The 16,649-nt window shown below is 45.6% G+C and carries 15 protein-coding genes and 2 tRNA genes; 10 read left to right on the top strand and 7 right to left on the bottom strand.

The window, feature by feature from the left end:
* Nucleotides 1-19 precede the first annotated feature (19 nt).
* Nucleotides 20-2,479 (bottom strand): penicillin acylase family protein, encoded by a 2,460-nt coding sequence (locus ICN29_RS10375; RefSeq protein WP_216132906.1) that lies wholly within the window; start codon nucleotides 2,477-2,479, stop codon nucleotides 20-22.
* A gap of 134 nt (nucleotides 2,480-2,613) precedes the next feature.
* Between ICN29_RS10375 and ICN29_RS10380 the strand changes: the two genes are divergently transcribed.
* A tRNA-Leu gene (locus ICN29_RS10380) sits at nucleotides 2,614-2,702 on the top strand.
* Nucleotides 2,703-2,787: 85 nt separating this feature from the next.
* A complete protein-coding gene (locus ICN29_RS10385; RefSeq protein ID WP_216861529.1) occupies nucleotides 2,788-3,195 on the top strand; it encodes a hypothetical protein in 408 nt (135 codons plus the stop codon).
* Between the two features lie 13 nt (nucleotides 3,196-3,208).
* On the opposite strand, the gene ICN29_RS10390 is transcribed toward ICN29_RS10385, so the two are convergent.
* The 5 genes from ICN29_RS10390 to ICN29_RS10410 are packed head-to-tail and all read right to left on the bottom strand — an operon-like array spanning nucleotide 3,209 to nucleotide 7,342.
* The gene (locus ICN29_RS10390) at nucleotides 3,209-3,622 is read right to left on the bottom strand and encodes an ExbD/TolR family protein (protein WP_216132908.1); all 414 of its coding nucleotides are present in this window, start codon (nucleotides 3,620-3,622) and stop codon (nucleotides 3,209-3,211) included.
* A 2-nt stretch (nucleotides 3,623-3,624) separates the two neighbouring features.
* Nucleotides 3,625-4,317 carry a MotA/TolQ/ExbB proton channel family protein gene (locus ICN29_RS10395; protein ID WP_216132910.1) on the bottom strand — a complete coding sequence of 231 codons (693 nt, stop codon included), beginning with the start codon at nucleotides 4,315-4,317 and terminating at the stop codon, nucleotides 3,625-3,627.
* A gap of 8 nt (nucleotides 4,318-4,325) precedes the next feature.
* Nucleotides 4,326-5,003: an energy transducer TonB gene (locus ICN29_RS10400; protein ID WP_216132912.1), complete on the bottom strand. Its 678-nt coding sequence runs from the start codon at nucleotides 5,001-5,003 to the stop codon at nucleotides 4,326-4,328.
* Nucleotides 5,000-5,806, bottom strand: a complete 807-nt coding sequence (gene murI / locus ICN29_RS10405; protein WP_216132914.1) for a glutamate racemase — start codon at nucleotides 5,804-5,806, stop codon at nucleotides 5,000-5,002. Before murI ends, ICN29_RS10400 begins: the two co-directional genes overlap by 4 nt.
* 12 nt (nucleotides 5,807-5,818) lie before the next feature.
* Nucleotides 5,819-7,342 carry a fumarate hydratase gene (locus ICN29_RS10410; RefSeq protein WP_216132916.1) on the bottom strand — a complete coding sequence of 508 codons (1,524 nt, stop codon included), beginning with the start codon at nucleotides 7,340-7,342 and terminating at the stop codon, nucleotides 5,819-5,821.
* 165 nt (nucleotides 7,343-7,507) lie between these two features.
* Here ICN29_RS10410 and acs point away from each other — a divergent pair, with 165 nt between their 5' ends.
* From acs to ICN29_RS10435, 5 genes are all read left to right on the top strand, one after another.
* Nucleotides 7,508-9,481 (top strand): acetate--CoA ligase, encoded by a 1,974-nt coding sequence (acs, locus tag ICN29_RS10415; RefSeq protein ID WP_216132918.1) that lies wholly within the window; start codon nucleotides 7,508-7,510, stop codon nucleotides 9,479-9,481.
* A gap of 48 nt (nucleotides 9,482-9,529) precedes the next feature.
* Nucleotides 9,530-9,620 (top strand) — tRNA-Ser (locus ICN29_RS10420).
* Nucleotides 9,621-9,716: 96 nt separating this feature from the next.
* A complete protein-coding gene (locus ICN29_RS10425; protein ID WP_216132920.1) occupies nucleotides 9,717-10,022 on the top strand; it encodes a YciI family protein in 306 nt (101 codons plus the stop codon).
* Between the two features lie 60 nt (nucleotides 10,023-10,082).
* Nucleotides 10,083-10,439: a toxin-antitoxin system TumE family protein gene (locus tag ICN29_RS10430; protein ID WP_216132922.1), complete on the top strand. Its 357-nt coding sequence runs from the start codon at nucleotides 10,083-10,085 to the stop codon at nucleotides 10,437-10,439.
* Nucleotides 10,436-10,786 carry an HVO_A0114 family putative DNA-binding protein gene (locus ICN29_RS10435; RefSeq protein ID WP_216132923.1) on the top strand — a complete coding sequence of 117 codons (351 nt, stop codon included), beginning with the start codon at nucleotides 10,436-10,438 and terminating at the stop codon, nucleotides 10,784-10,786. The genes ICN29_RS10430 and ICN29_RS10435 overlap by 4 nt, the downstream gene beginning before the upstream one ends.
* 1 nt (nucleotide 10,787) lies before the next feature.
* Here the strand turns inward: ICN29_RS10435 and ICN29_RS10440 are convergent, their stop codons facing one another.
* Nucleotides 10,788-11,381 carry a 3-keto-disaccharide hydrolase gene (locus ICN29_RS10440; protein ID WP_216132925.1) on the bottom strand — a complete coding sequence of 198 codons (594 nt, stop codon included), beginning with the start codon at nucleotides 11,379-11,381 and terminating at the stop codon, nucleotides 10,788-10,790.
* A gap of 101 nt (nucleotides 11,382-11,482) precedes the next feature.
* Between ICN29_RS10440 and ICN29_RS10445 the strand changes: the two genes are divergently transcribed.
* The 3 genes from ICN29_RS10445 to fdhF all read left to right on the top strand — a co-directional run bounded on the left by ICN29_RS10445 (nucleotide 11,483) and on the right by fdhF (nucleotide 16,567).
* The gene (locus ICN29_RS10445; RefSeq protein WP_216132927.1) at nucleotides 11,483-11,701 is read left to right on the top strand and encodes a hypothetical protein; all 219 of its coding nucleotides are present in this window, start codon (nucleotides 11,483-11,485) and stop codon (nucleotides 11,699-11,701) included.
* A gap of 167 nt (nucleotides 11,702-11,868) precedes the next feature.
* Entirely contained in the window at nucleotides 11,869-13,671 is a 1,803-nt protein-coding gene (locus ICN29_RS10450; protein WP_216132928.1) for an NAD(P)H-dependent oxidoreductase subunit E, read from the top strand.
* A gap of 1 nt (nucleotide 13,672) precedes the next feature.
* Nucleotides 13,673-16,567: a formate dehydrogenase subunit alpha gene (fdhF, locus tag ICN29_RS10455; protein WP_216132930.1), complete on the top strand. Its 2,895-nt coding sequence runs from the start codon at nucleotides 13,673-13,675 to the stop codon at nucleotides 16,565-16,567.
* Nucleotides 16,568-16,649 lie beyond the last annotated feature (82 nt).

The following is a 16,649-nucleotide window of genomic DNA, read 5'->3' on the forward strand; positions in this document are numbered from 1 at the left end:
CTGCAGCAGTCTATTGGTCTTATTTGTTGCCAAGCTCGAGCTGACGTTTAGTGTTCTCGGGCTTCATCTGCAATGGCAGATATTCGCTCTTGGCCCAGAGAGGATTCATATTGCGATAGAGTTTGCTTTGTACCCAGCCTGACTGGCCAGACTGATAGATAAAGAGAGATTTTTCTAAATCAGATAAGTCATAGATAGTGCGCAGGCTAGGAGCCTGCATCGTCTCATAGGGGTTCTCAGATTTTAGGAGTTCAGATCTTGCCACATTGACGGTATAGCTATCACCTGGAAAGGGTGTTGCAATATTGAAGAGCTTACCGAGTAAAGGAATTTTGCTAAGTGGGCGATGCTCTGATACAGCGATATGGGCTTTACCCCAACTCCAATTTTTTGGATCATTGCCATATTGACTACTCAGATAATCTAAAGCCTTATCAAAAGCATTGTTAGACGACTCTAGGCATGATTCCACTTGTTTTGTTTTAGGGTCATCACACCAAGGGCTATTGGGGTCTTGTAATGCAAGTAGTAATGGGTATCGAAAACTTCGTGCACCGTAGTTGTCCGTAAAAAGATAGCTTAAACGAGAGAACGTGTTACGAGTCAGTTGATCTGCCCAAGCATTAAAGATCAGAGCACCAGCGCTATCAACCTTCATGTCACCATTAAAGTTTTGAATCATTTCTTGGACCTGAGAGGCAAGCTTATGGCTTGGCTTACTCGCTTTAAATAAGCCTAATAGTGGGGTGGATCCTAGTGATAGCGTATCTGCTTGCATGGTTTTCATGTAATCTAGGTCATAGCTATTTCTGGATTTAATGAGCTCAACAATACGGTCGTAGCGCGTTGGCAGATCCCAATCACCAGTTAAAGGATTTGGATCATTGGCAGCAATAATTTTTTGATTAGCAGTAGCAATCCACCCTTGCTCTGGGTTACTGCTTGCTGGTAATTGCTCAAAAGGAACATAGCCGTTCCAGTCAAATTGCTTCTCCCATCCTGGGGCGGGAGCAATACCATATAGGCCTTGATGCAAAATACGTTTAGGTGCAACACCTGCTGCCTGATAAGTAATATTACCCTCAGTATCTGCCATCACAACGTTTTGCATTGGCGCATAGTTTTTGCGTAGCGCTTGTTTGAATGAATCTATATCTTTGGCACGATTCATGTCTAAAAGGCCATCCACAGATTGATTTTCAACATCTAATGCCGTCCAGCGCAGTGCCAAAGCAAATCGTTTGGTATCAAGACTTCGCTGAGCACGTGAGTAAGAGTCGGAGACCACAGGTCCATGGCGGGTTTCTTTTACTAAGAAAGTAATGGATGGCGAGCCTTTGACATCAATAATCTCTTGATGCACTTTAAAAGGTAGGGGGCCATCAGGACCACGATACATCCCAGGATTGCTGGGATCAATCTGCTCAATGTATAAATCTTGGACATCAGGATTGGTATTGGTAAAGCTCCAGGCAAATTTATCTGTCCTTCCAAGGACAACCGCTGGTATGCCCGGCAGGCTACCGCCAATGACATTCATACCTGGTGCTTCGAGATGGGCAAAATACCAAACGGCAGGAGTTGATAGCCCTAAATGGGGGTCGTTCGCTAATAGGGGCTTGCCACTAGAGGTGAGTTTGCCGCTCAAGGCCCAGTTATTTGACCCAATACCCTCTTTTCCACCGGGAAGATCAATCGAGCCTTGTTCAGTAGAGGGAAGATTTTTATAGTTGTCTTCAGTAGGGCCTGCCGCAGGATTAAATACCTTGAGATCTTTATACATCTTGGCAAAATCCATATTACTGACTTGTTTACCGGGTTCATATGGTGGCAAGACTTCCCAAATTTGCTTCGTGGTGAGAAATTGGGATAGCTCAAGCCGTTGTAATTCTTTATCCCAGTTGCCGCCAAGATCGAGCGCCATCATCAGCATCCAAGCAACACTATCTGTTGGAGACCAATGACCAGGTTTAGATCCTGTTAAAAAGTATTCAAGAGGAAGTGCCCATCCTAATTGAGCATTGCCTGTATTCACGCCATCAGCGTAAGCTTGTAGCAAGCGCTTTGTAGCAACCGGGTAGCGATCAAATTGGCGCTCTGCAGCCCGCTTAATACCAAGCGTCCGAAGGAAGCGATCAATTTTGACGCTCTCACTACCTAAAATTTCGGAGAGGCGACCGCTAGCAAGGCGGCGATTGATTTCCATTTGCCATGAGCGCTCTGTAGCGTGTAAATAACCTAAAGCAAATAATGCATCTGCCTGTGAGTTTGTCTTGATATGTGGGATATCAGCCCCATCGAAAGTAATGACTACTGAGTCTCCAATGCCTTTAATAATCCTTTTACCTGAAGGCGAGTTCTGCGTTGAATATAAATAGGCAGTGATGGTGACTAGGCAGAGCACTAGGGCGCCAGTAATAAACCAAAAAATCAGACGGAAGAGCTTGCCAAGTCCGGTTGATTTACTGTTCAATTTCATAGCAATATTTTAGTGGTTTTTGGCTACCCAAGCCCCAAGTCTGCCCAAGGCTTGATTCCTGAGGCTTTCTGGGCTTGCGTGCTAAAATTTCGCTTGTCTTGATTTATTTAGCGCAGCAGTTTCTGTTTGTGCGAGCCCGAGTGGTGAAATCGGTAGACACAGCAGATTTAAAATCTGCCGACTCAAAAAAGTCGTGCCGGTTCGATTCCGGCCTCGGGCACCATCAATTCAATCTCTTCTTCATGTAGATCTTGAGAAAAATTTACTTCATATTCCTGTTATTGCTTTATTACACAATCACTCCAGTGATGGGACAATCTATTTTCTTTGATTGCAAAAGAGCTGAGAAGGATTATGTTGAGGAATACGAGATGCAACTGACGCTTGCATCAAAAACTCAAAAGGCAAAAATGTTTTTAGATGGTCGTGATTTAGATCAATCTGATGCTTATGGAAAACAGGAAGTTAAAAGTGTCACTCTTGCCAGGCCAAATATTTTTATAGTCATAGAGGCAAGCTTTGCGCCTGAGGACATTATGGGTGTTACTTATTCTGCTGGTAGCGTATCTACCCACATTACTCTTGATCCGGTGACGGGTAAGCTAAAGAAAATAGAAAAAATTCAGGGGGGTATTTTGGGAGCATCCTTGGGGAATGGCACTCACGTCAGCGAAGAAAGCTGCTTGCCTGCCAAAATACCTTTTAAACCCCAGTAATATTTGGTATTGCTTAATCAGGCTCAGTTACGAAACCTAACTTAGTCAGCCCAGCGCGCCTAGACGCTGCAAGGACTTGCGCAACATACTCATACTTCACTGATTTATCAGCCCGCAAATTAATTTCTGGCTGAGGCTCTTTTTGAGCTGCTTTCTCTGCATAGCCATCAAAAGTTTTTAAATCAATTGCAGTACTGTTCCAAAAGATTTGTCCTTTGCCATCAATCGTCAGTTGCACTGATTCTGGTTTAATCTCATTGCGCACACTATTCGCTTTGGGGAGTTCAATTTTGACTGCCTGCTGAATGACGGGGAGGGTGATCATGAAGATAATTAATAAGACCAACATGACATCGACCATTGGTGTCATATTGATCTCAGACATGATGCTGTCATCGCTTTGATCGTCTTGGATGTGAAAAGCCATGCTTATTCTCCAGATTTAATACGGGCACCAGTGGCAAAGTAAGCCAGCAAGTCATTACCAAAGCGATTGAGATCAGCGACCATGAGTTTATTCGCCCGATTAATGGCGTTGAAAGCTAGCACCGCAGGAATCGCTACTGCCAAACCTAGGGCGGTCATGATGAGTGCCTCACCAATTGGGCCCGCAACTTGATCTAGCTGCGCGCTACCTGAGCTACTAATGGCGATCAGGGCATGATAGATGCCCCACACTGTGCCAAACAAACCAATAAATGGTGAGATTGCACCGGTAGAGCCAAGGAAGGTAAGCCCTTTCTGAAAGCCTGCAGCAATACCATCAATACTGTTCTTTAAACTTCTAGCCATCCACTCGGAGTAATTGAGTGTTTGCAATAGTTCACGATGATCGTGTGCTTGATTTTGGTGATGTGCAGAAGCGCTAGCTGCCGATTTAGCAAGTTGATAGAAGGGATTGAGACCTTGGTTGCTAAATGACTGCAGACCTTGATCATAAGATGTGGCTCGCCAGAATTGATCTAACTCAGGCTTGAGTTTGCGAAGATTGCGTAACTCCCAAAAGCGAGTAAGTAAAATTACCCAGGTGATGATCGAACAGGTGAGTAGCGCGAGAGCCACAAAGCGGGTAATGAAGTCGCCTTCAAGCCAGAGATTTGCTATGCCAAATGGTGTATTCATAATGATTTTTACTTAAGATTAAATTTAATTAAAAGATTGGTGGAAATTCTTTGTGGTGAACCATTTACTACAAAAGGTTTGAAGCGATAGCGTCTCCCGATTTCACTTGCTGCACGATCAAGCCTTGGGAAGGTGCTTGATTGCAAAAGGGCAACATCTTCAACGTTACCAGTTTGATCAATAATTAAACGCACTACGACCGTACCTTGTTCTCCAGATCGTTTTGAGAATGATGGGTAGTAGGCGTCTGCATCAGGTTGGTAGAGCACTTCCAGTTTACCAATGTCGGTCTGAATCGGCGTGCCACTCATTCCACCAGCGCTTGAGGGTGGTGCCACAGTAGCATTTTGGGCTTGGGCATCACTCTTGGCCTCTGAAGGCTTGGGGGCTGTGTCTGATTGCTTTGGTTGAGGAGTGGGCGGCTTTTCTTCAACCTTCTTTTTGGGTTCTTCTTTTGGTTTGGGTGGTGGCGCTTTAGGAGCGGCAGGTGCCTCTTGGCTTTGGGCGGGTGAAGGGCTCACTAAATTTGCCATGACCCGATCATCATCTATCTTGGTCGGGCGTGCGCTCATATGAATGAATTCCAGAGCTGGCAAGATATGTAAAGCCACAACGATCGCAATAATGATACGTTCTGATTTAGTGAACGGCAGGCGAGAATCTATTCTTTGCAAGAGGGCGCTCATGACACTTCGCCTAAGAATGCGCAATCAATCGAATGTAAATTTAAATCAATAGATAGCAGATCTTTTGCCATCGCTAGAAGTGATGCTTCATCCTTACTGCTGATCAATAGCACAGACCCACGCTCCCCAGAATCAAACCTGTGATCTAAGGCTTCTAATTGTCGCTTGAGTTGTCTCACAACTGCATCACTAGTATCGATTAAGGTGATAGTGTCACCCAACAGCTTGCGGATTGATTTTCTCAAAAAAGGGTAGTGTGTACAACCCAGCACTAAAGTATCTGAACCAGCATCCAAAATCGGTTCAAGATGCTTACTTAATAGATCTAGCGTTTCTTCGCTATCTGCCTTACCAGCTTCAATGAGGGGTACAAGACCTGCGCCAGCTTGTTTAATGAAGCGACATTGATCGGGCAGGGTAGCTAATAGGGCATTGAACTTATCACTCTTCAGGGTTGCCTCTGTAGCCAAGACACCCACGATGCCATTTTGCGATTGCATTGCTGCTGGTTTGATTCCTGGCTCTACTCCAATGATTGGAATGCTGAGCTCAGCACGAATCTGTGCAATGGCTTCAGCTGTAGCAGTATTACAAGCAATCACAATCGCATCACAGCCTTGGGTTGTTAGATGTTTACATAATGCAAGGCTACGGGCGGCAATCCAGTTACTTGATTTTTCTCCATAGGGAGCATTGGCTGAGTCTGCAAGATAAATATAGTCATGCTGGGGAAGCTGGCGCAAAGCTTCATCCAATATGGATAAGCCCCCGACGCCAGAATCAAAAACCCCGATGAGTGCCAATGTGGTGCTAGCTTAGATAATCTTGACTGGAATACCAGCAATTTTGGATTGCCATTCTTTCGGGCCAGTATCGTGCATCGAGATACCCTCAGAGTTCACGGCAACAGTGACCGGCATGTCTTTGACATCAAATTCATAAATCGCTTCCATTCCTAAGTCAGCAAAGCCAACGACTTTGGCAGACTGAATTGCCTTAGATACTAAGTAAGCAGCGCCACCTACGGCCATCAGATAAGCCGATTTATGTTTCTTGATGGCTGCGATCGCTTCTGGGCCACGCTCAGCTTTACCAATCATCGAAATCAAACCCGTCTTGGCTAGCATCATCTCGGTGAACTTATCCATCCGAGTAGAGGTAGTGGGGCCCGCAGGACCAACTGCTTCATCACGCACAGGATCAACCGGACCAACGTAATAAATGATGCGATTCTTAAAACTCACTGGTAATTCTTCGCCTTTAGCTAGCATATCTTGTATACGTTTATGAGCAGCATCACGGCCGGTCAAAATCTTGCCGTTCAATAACAAGGTATCGCCTGGTTTCCAGCTCGCCACTTCTTCAGGGGTGAGTGTATTAACGTTGACGTGCTTCGATTTTTTAGTATCAGGAGTCCAAGTGACATCTGGCCAATCCGATAACGAAGGTTTTTCTAACTTGGCAGGGCCATCACCATGCAAGTGGAAATGAATGTGACGGGTAGCTGCACAGTTCGGAATCATAGCTACTGGCAGGGATGCAGCATGAGTTGGGTATTCCATGATCTTGACATCAAGTACCGTGGTCAAGCCACCAAGACCTTGTGCACCGACACCTAATTTATTTACCTTTTCATAAATCTCAAGACGTAGCTCTTCAGCGCGAGTCTTGGCACCACGCGCAATGAGTTCTTGAATATCTACAGGACCCATCAAAGATTCTTTTGCCATCAACATGGCTTTTTCAGGAGTGCCGCCAATACCAATACCTAAAATGCCAGGAGGGCACCAACCCGCACCCATGGTTGGAACCGTTTTCACTACCCAATCTACGATTGAGTCCGAGGGATTAAGCATTACCATCTTGGCTTTATTTTCTGAGCCACCACCTTTGGCTGCGCAAATCACTTCAACATCATCACCTGGAACAATTTCGTAATGGATTACAGCAGGAGTGTTATCGCCTGTATTTTTGCGCTTGCCAGCCGGATCAGCTAAGACCGAAGCGCGCAGCATATTTTCTGGATTGAGATAGGCGCGACGAACACCTTCATTCACCATATCGGAAACGCTCATCGTGGCATCAGACCATTGAACGTTCATACCAATTTTCAGGAAGACAACAGCAATGCCAGTGTCTTGGCACATTGGGCGATGGCCTTCAGCGCACATCCGGCTATTAGTCAAGATTTGAGCTAAGGCATCTTTAGCTGCAGCACCTTGTTCAAGTTCGTAAGCTCTGCCCATAGCGCTAATAAAGTCTTTGGGGTGGTAGTAGGAGATGAACTGAAAGGCATCCGCAACGCTTTGAATCAGGTCGTTTTGCTTGATATTTGTCATAATTTTCTGCTTAATTTGTCAGGTTTGACCTATTTTAAGGGTTTGCCATAGAGCAAATCCGGGGTGTTTTCCCTTATCTTCTAAGGTCTTGAGGATCTAATCCCACCATTTTGCGACATTATGGCAAAAATAGATTATTGATTATTTAATTGAGGGTAGTGAAGTATGGAACCAATAAAGCAAGAAAGCCGCGTTTTTCACCCACCTGCAGACTTTGTAAAGGGTGCCGCTATTCCAGGTATGGATGCCTATAACAAGCTTTGTTCAGAAGCAAATGCTGATTATGACGGTTTTTGGAGTCGTCTTGCTAAAGAGAATATCCACTGGAAAAAGGCTTTTACAAAAGTATTAGACGAATCCCAGGCGCCTTTCTATAAATGGTTTGAAGATGGCACCACCAATGCCTCTTATAACTGCTTAGATCGTCAAGTTGAAAATGGCTTGGGTGATAAAAAAGCCATTATTTTTGAAGCTGATGACGGCACAGTTACTAACGTTAGTTACAAAGACCTACTCGATCGCGTTTGCAAAATGGCAAACGCCTTGCGCAAAATGGGCATCAAGTCCGGTGACCGCGTCATTATTTATATGTCAATGTCGATTGAAGGCATTGTGGCGATGCAAGCTTGTGCACGTATTGGTGCAATTCACTCGGTAGTGTTTGGTGGATTCTCAGCCAAGTCATTGCAAGAACGTATTGTTGATGTAGGCGCATGCGCAGTGATTACTGCTGATGAACAATTGCGCGGCGGTAAAGCTTTGCCACTCAAAGTGATTGTGGATGAGGCGCTTGCGCTAGGCGGATGCGAAAAAATTAAAAACGTGATTGTCTACAAACGAACGGGCGGTAATATTCCGATGGTTGCTGGTCGCGACTCCTGGATGCATGAAGTGACTGCCAATGAGTCCACTACTTCTGAGCCAGAGTGGGTGAGTGCTGAGCATCCATTGTTCATTCTTTACACATCGGGTTCAACTGGTAAACCAAAAGGCGTACAACACTCCACTGGTGGCTATCTCCTGTGGGCGATTCTGACGATGAAGTGGACTTTTGATATCAAGCCAGATGATGTGTTCTGGTGCACGGCAGATATCGGTTGGGTCACTGGTCACTCTTATATTACGTATGGCCCACTTGCTGTTGGCGCTACTGAGATTGTGTTTGAAGGTGTGCCAACTTACCCTAATGCGGGCCGTTTCTGGCAGATGATTGAAAAGCATAATGCAACGATTTTCTATACTGCACCAACAGCGATTCGTTCTTTGATCAAAGCATCCAGCAATGATGAGTCTGTGCATCCGAAGAGTTATAACTTATCTTCCTTGCGACTCTTGGGTTCTGTAGGTGAGCCAATTAATCCAGAAGCATGGATGTGGTACTACGAGAATGTGGGCGGCTCACGTTGCCCAATCACAGATACCTTCTGGCAAACCGAAACTGGTGGTCATATGATTTCACCATTGCCGGGTGCAACGCCAATGATTCCAGGTTCCTGCACATTGCCATTGCCAGGGATTCAGGCAGCGATTGTGGACGAGGTGGGCGCAGATGTACCAAATGGTCAAGGCGGCATTTTGGTTGTCAAGCGTCCATGGCCTTCCATGATTCGTAATATTTGGGGTGATCCAGATCGTTTTGTGAAGTCTTATTTCCCAGAAGAATTGGGTGGCACTTTGTATCTTGCTGGTGATGGCGCAATTCGGAATAAAGATACTGGTTACTTCACCATTACGGGTCGTATCGATGACGTCTTGAACGTTTCTGGTCACCGCATGGGAACGATGGAAATTGAATCTTGCTTAGTTGCTAATCCATTAGTTGCTGAGGCGGCAGTGGTTGGTCGTCCAGATGAGTTGACTGGTGAGGCGATTTGCGTGTTTGTCGTTCTGAAGGGCGGTCGCCCCACTGGAGATGCAGCTAAAAAGATTGCGACTGAATTGCGTAATTGGGTCGGTAAAGAAATTGGGCCAATCGCTAAGCCAAAAGATGTGCGCTTTGGTGATAACTTGCCCAAGACCCGTTCAGGCAAGATCATGCGTCGTCTCTTGCGTGTAATCGCTAAGGGCGAGGAAATTACTCAAGACACCTCTACCCTTGAGAATCCAGCGATTTTGGACCAACTCAAAGAGGCTCTTTAAGCGCTTCTGAGGAAAACCCTTTCGGCAAACGTATAATCATTCCTTTCCGGAAGGGTGGATGAGCGGTTTAAGTCACACGCCTGGAAAGCGTGCGTAGGTTAATAGCCTACCGCGGGTTCGAATCCCGCCCCTTCCGCCAAGTAGTATCGAAACCACCTTCGGGTGGTTTTTCTTTTTCAAGTTCCCGTAAGATGTTAGTTAGAAATTCTTTAAACTAAATCAACACGGAGTCACTATGATTTTTGCAATCTTGTTAATGGATAGACTTGGCACAGCTCAATTGCGTATAGAGGTAAGACCGGAGCACCGCGCCTATCTTGCAAAGCAGGCAGAACGGATGGCCTTTGCTGGGCCGCTCACTTCAGAGGATGGCAAGACAGTTGTAGGTAGCTTGTTGGGAATGGATTTTCCAAGTAGGGCAGATGTCGATGCCTGGCTAAAAGACGAGCCATTTACTAAAGCAGGTGTTTATGAAAAACCCATCATCCATGTCTTTAATAATATGTGGCAACAAAAGGCGGGGTTTCCACCGGCTCAATAAAGCCTTTAGTTAAGCAGGGATGTTACTTTTGATATATCATTAGATGATATATTAGGAGTGATGCAAAAACGTGGGATTACTACTCTTTTAGATCTTCATCAAGAGGTCATAGATCAGGATGATGGTTACTGGGTGAAGATTGAGGCTTGGGAAGTGCAGGTGAGTGAAGCAGTGCCACACGGGGTGCGGTATTCATTAACTTTACATAACCCAAAGGGTTTGAGAATTCTGGGCTATGACAATGCTCATGCTGTAAAGATGAGATCGGGTTTCTCTGGTAGAAAGCTGGCATACGATCACAAGCATCGCAGCGCAAAGGATTCAGGTATTCGTTATGAGTTTAGGGATGCGCACCAACTATTAAAAGATTTTTTTGCAGATGTTGATAGAGTCTTAAAAACGGACAAAGAAATATGAAAGTAATCAAAATAGGGATTGCATCACAAAAAGATATTCGAGCCCGCATTTTAGCTATTGCTAGAGGTGATTTAAAGCCGAAGGCTAGTGATCCAAAAATATGGTTTACCTCGATGCGCTCTTTGGCTCAAGTCTTAAGTGATGAAAACAGAGCTTTGTTGCACGTCATTAGAGCATCGAAGCCAGTGTCAATTTCTGAGTTAGCAGAACTTACCGGAAGAAAGCAGGGGAACCTATCTCGCACATTAAAAACAATGTCGAATTATGGTTTAGTCAAAATGCTACAGGAGGCTAAGGCCCTAAGGCCTATCGTTTGTGGTGATCGTTACGAGATAACACTTCACTAGCTTAAATCGGTTTGATTTGTAGCTTCCTAAACTTCACTACACCACCAGCTGATTGAATGGCAATTAAACCCTCAGCAAATTTACTGTCTTGTCCATTAGCGACAGTAACGACACCATTCATAACCACTTTAAAATTGGATCCATTTGCTGTGATTTCCATCGTATTCCAGCGACCACCTGCTTTGGGCACAGGATCGACTTTAGCAACATCTACGATCGCGCCTGTAGCATAAGATTGCTCTGGGCGCGTATCCCAAATATTAATTTCATATGAATTGCTCGATGAAACTTTGCTTGGGTCTTGGCATCGAATGAAGATGCCACTATTAGTATTGGACTCAGCCCAAAATTCTGCTTTGATAATGAAATTTTTATAGGTCTTATTACCCACCAAAAAGCCGGATGGTTTATTGCCGACAATCAGGCCATTACCAATAGTCCAGCTAGCAGTGCCAATAATGTTCCAGCCATTTAAGCTCACTCCATCAATGAGATCTACAAACCCATCTGCATTTTGAGCTACAGCCCAATTTCCACAGAAGAGGGTAGATAGGCAAACGGCAAGTGTTGCTAGGTATTGATTTAAGCGTTTCATGAAATCTCCCTGATGTAGATTGAATGTTGCTGATATTTAGTCAATTACACAAGTCGAGACTTTCCCTTAACCTGCAATCAATAATCCAGTAGACTTCAGGTATGAATTTAAGAAAACTACCAACCCTCGTATCAGTCGCCATGATTGCCATGCTCTCAGGCTGTGGTTCTATTGAATCTGCAGCCCAAGATGACTGCACCTCGATTGGCTGGCAGATTGGTAGTAAAGGCTATGAAGACTGCTTTAGGGCCCGCGTATACGAGCGTAAGTTGGATTACTCTAATCCTCCAGGCGATAAGCCATCCCCATCCTTGATATAAGGGTAAACCCTTAATTCATTCCCTTGAGCGCCGTCAAGGACATAGAGGGCGAAATAACCCAAAATCAAGTGATTATTTGCATATCTAGTAGGGCTAGTTCACTCTCGCTTCACTTTGGGATGCTCAATCACTTTTGGCAATGCCAGTATAAAAATTAGAGATTAATTATGAATCACCCCAAGCCTACCAAGGAAGTCAAAGCAGTTGCGCTAGCTACTGCTGATGATTTAAGGGAGACCATTCGTCGTAAGAGCAAACTCAAAGGTCGTCAAGCTGACGATGCTTCATTGGCAGAAGTGCGACAACTGATTGGTAAGGTGGCTGACCGTCGAGATTTATTAATTGAAAACTTGCATAAGCTTAATGATGAGTACCGCGCTTTGCATGATCGTCATTTAGTAGCTTTGGCAAAAGAAATGAATTTGCCAATGGCTGAAGTATATGAAGTAGCTACTTTCTATCACCACTTTGAAGTAGTGCGTGGTAATGATCCTGTTGCTGATATCACTATCCGTGTTTGTGACGGCATTGCTTGTGAGTTGGCTGGTGCACAAAACCTACTAGCAAAACTCCCGGCAATTTTAGGCAATCCTAATGTTAAAGTCATTGCAGCTCCATGCATTGGACGCTGTGAGCAAGCCCCAGTAGCAGTGGTGCACCAATATCCTGTGCTGTTTGCAACGACAGATAAAGTTCAAGCTGCAGTAAAGAATAATTTAACTACCCAGCCCATGGCAAAGGATGATGCCAATTTTGAGCCAGCAGCTTTAGCAGAGCAGGGTGTTTCTCCGCAGGGTGAGAATCAAGCAGTGTCTCCTGACTATGTTGGCTACGAAGCTTATCGCGCTCAAGGCGGATACGCTCTTGCAAAAGAAATTGTCGATGGCAAGCGTGATGCTGAAAGCATCATCAAAGCCATGGAAAGTTCTGGCTTGCGTGGTCTTGGTGGTGCAGGTTTCCCAGCAGGTCGCAAGTGGCGTATTGTGAAAGATCAAGTAGCGCCAAAACTCATGGCTGTGAATATTGACGAAGGTGAGCCAGGAACTTTTAAAGATCGTACGTATTTAGAACGTGACCCCCATCGTTTCCTAGAAGGCCTACTCATTGCGGCAAGCGTAGTAGGTATTGATGCTTGTTATATCTATTTACGTGATGAGTACCATGGTTGTCGTGAGTTACTTGAAGCCGAATTAGCTAAGCTCATAGCAAATCCCCCATTTAAATTGCCAACGATTGAATTGCGTCGTGGTGCAGGTGCGTATATTTGCGGTGAAGAATCCGCCATGATTGAGAGTATCGAAGGTAAACGTGGCGAGCCGCGGATGCGTCCTCCTTACATCGCTCAAGTGGGTTTGTTTGGTCGTCCAACACTGGAACACAATTTTGAGACCCTGTATTGGGTGCGCGATATTGTGCAGCGTGGACCAGAGTGGTTTAGCTCCTTTGGTAGACATGATCGCAAAGGCTTGCGTAGTTTTAGCGTCAGTGGTCGCGTGAAAAAGCCTGGCGTGAAGTTGGCACCAGCAGGCATTACGATTCAAGAGCTGATTGATGAGTACTGTGGCGGCATGCAAGATGGCCATCAGTTCTACGGTTATCTGCCGGGCGGTGCATCAGGCGGCATTTTGCCAGCTACGATGAATGACATTCCATTGGACTTCGATACTTTACAACCATATGGTTGCTTTATCGGCTCTGCAGCGGTGATGGTATTTAGTGACAAAGACAAGGCGCGCGATATGGCGCTCAATGTAATGCACTTCTTTGAGCATGAGAGCTGTGGTCAATGTACCCCGTGCCGGGTTGGCACTGGTAAGGCTGCAAAACTCATGCAAGCCAAATCTTGGGATCAAGATACCTTAGAAGACTTAGCAACTGTCATGATTGATGCTTCTATTTGTGGATTAGGTCAGGCGGCACCCAATCCGATTCGTTGTATTGCTAAATATTTCCCGAACGAAATAGCCTAATATGAACGCACCAACTAATCCAAAAGAACTCGAATTACCAACCGTAGAGTTCAAGCTAGACGGCAAGACAATCGTTTCCTATGAAGGCGAAACCATTCTCAAGGCCGCTAAACGCCACGGCATTGATATTCCCCATTTGTGCTTTAAAGATGGTTATCGCGCTGACGGTAATTGCCGTGCATGCGTAGTCGAAATCAATGGCGAGCGCACCTTAGCTCCGAGCTGCTGCAGAAGCGCCACCCCAGGCATGGAAGTCAAAGCCAATAGTGAGCGTGCTGTAAAGAGCCAGAAGCTAGTACTAGAAATGCTGCTTTCTGATATGCCCGATGAAGGCTTTAAGTGGGTAGGCGATAGCAAAGCAGAAGAACAAAAAAATCAACATGGTGAGCTCAGCACCTGGGCGACTCGTATGGACGTCACAGTGCGTCCTGAACTTAAGGCATTGCGTCGCGAGAAGGTGGCGCATGATATTTCTCATCCAGCGATGGCTGTCAACCTAGACGCATGTATTCAGTGCAATCGTTGTGTACGCGCTTGTCGTGAAGAGCAGGTCAATGATGTGATCGGCTACGCGATGCGTGGCTCTCATAGCGAAATCGTCTTTGATCTAAATGACCCAATGGGTGATAGCACCTGCGTTGCCTGCGGTGAGTGTGTTCAAGCTTGCCCAACTGGCGCATTAATGCCTAAGGGCTTAATTGGTTCACAAATGGTTGATCGTAAGGTTGATTCTGTTTGCCCATTTTGTGGCGTCGGTTGTCAGATCACTTACAACGTCAAAGATGAAAAGATTGTGAGTGTAGAAGGTCGTGATGGCCCTGCTAACCATAATCGTCTTTGCGTAAAAGGTCGCTTTGGTATGGATTACATCCACAACCCACAGCGTCTCACTAAGCCATTAATTCGTAAGGTTGGCGTTCCTAAAGATGAGACTGCAGGCCAAAATCCTCAGGATTGGTCCAGCATCTTCCGGGAAGCCACTTGGGAAGAGGCTTTAGAAGTCGCTGGTGGAGGCCTCAAAAAACTCAAAGATAAACATGGCTTAAAAGTGTTGGCTGGTTTTGGTTCTGCTAAGGGTAGTAATGAAGAGGCCTACTTATTTCAAAAACTAGTACGTACTGGTTTTGGTAGTAATAACGTTGACCATTGCACGCGTCTTTGCCATGCCTCTTCTGTGGCTGCATTACTCGAGGGTGTTGGCTCTGGCGCAGTAAGCAATCAAGTGAATGATGTTGAGCACTCGAGCATGATTTTCTTAATTGGATCAAACCCGACTGCCAACCACCCAGTAGCCGCTACCTGGTTTAAGAATGCTGCTAAACGGGGCGCCAAAATTGTCTTGTGTGATCCACGCATGACTGATATCAGTAAGCATGCCTGGCGTACGATGCAGTTCAAGCCCGATACCGATGTGGCGATGCTCAATGCCATGATCTACACGATCATTGAAGAAGGTTTGGCCGATCAAGAGTTCATCAAGAACCGTGCTAATAACTTTGAAGCTCTAAAAGAAAATATCAAGGGCTATAGCCCTGAAGCCATGGCACCGATCTGCGGCATTCCAGCGGAGACTTTACGTGAAGTGGCTAGGGAGTTCGCAACTACTAAATCAGCGATGATTTTGTGGGGTATGGGCATTAGCCAACACGTTCATGGCACTGATAACGCCCGTTGCTTAATTGCGCTTGTCAGTATCACTGGTCAAATTGGTAAGCCCGGTTCTGGTTTACATCCATTACGCGGTCAGAACAATGTCCAAGGCGCTAGTGATGCTGGATTAATCCCAATGATGTTCCCAAACTATCAGCGGGTTGATAACCCTGTAGCACATGCTTGGTTTGAGAAATTCTGGGGCATGCCTCTAGATAAAAAGCCGGGCTATACCGTTGTTGAAATCATGCACAAGATCACTGCACCTGATAGTGATCCCGATAAGATTCGCGGCATGTATGTTGAAGGTGAAAACCCAGCAATGAGTGACCCAGATTTAAATCATGCCCGTCATGCACTCGCTTCTTTAGAGCATTTGGTTGTACAAGATATCTTTATGACAGAAACAGCTTTACTTGCAGACGTTGTTCTGCCAGCAAGCGCTTGGCCAGAGAAGGTGGGTACAGCAAGCAATACTGACCGCATGGTACAGATGGGTAAAAAAGCCATTGAGCCACCGGGCGAGGCCAAGCCAGACCTGTGGATCATTCAAGAGATTGCCAAACGCATGGGCCTCAATTGGAATTACCAAGGTCCTGATGCTGGTGTAGCAGCGGTCTATGACGAAATGCGTCAAGCGATGCATGGCGCGATTAACGGTATTACCTGGGAGCGCCTCGAAAAAGAATCGAGCGTCACTTATCCATGCCTCTCGGCTGAAGACCCAGGGCGCCCCATCGTATTTGATGATTCCTTTGCTACTCCTGATGGCAAGGTGAAGTTAGTGCCGGCCGATATCATTCCTGCAAATGAAAGACCGGACGTAGAGTATCCGTTTGTATTAATTACAGGACGTCAGCTAGAGCATTGGCATACCGGCAGTATGACGCGCAGAGCAACGATCTTGGATGCTATTGAACCTATGGCAACTGTCTCGATGCATGGTGAAGACATGACACAGTTAGGTGTTAGCGCCGGTGATGTCATTACGGTGCAATCTCGTCGTGGTGAGGTGAGTATTCATGTACGTAGAGATGATGGCACACCAAGAGGTGTGATCTTTATTCCGTTTGCTTACTATGAAGCTGCAGCAAACTTAATTACCAATTCTGCTTTAGATCCATTTGGCAAGATTCCGGAATTTAAGTATTGCGCAGTTAAGCTTGCCAAAGGTGGACAGGCTGCTAAGGTGATGGGTTATGGAACTAATGATCCAGCTAGGCAGGAAGTTGCAGCTACATCTTAGTTTTGCCACAATTTAAATAAAAACCCCGCCTCAGTTGCGGGGTTTTTATTTGATCCTTGCTTGCATGAAATAATGTAGATAC

Origin of the sequence: Polynucleobacter nymphae (assembly GCF_018882155.1) — a bacterium.
GTDB lineage: Bacteria > Pseudomonadota > Gammaproteobacteria > Burkholderiales > Burkholderiaceae > Polynucleobacter > Polynucleobacter nymphae.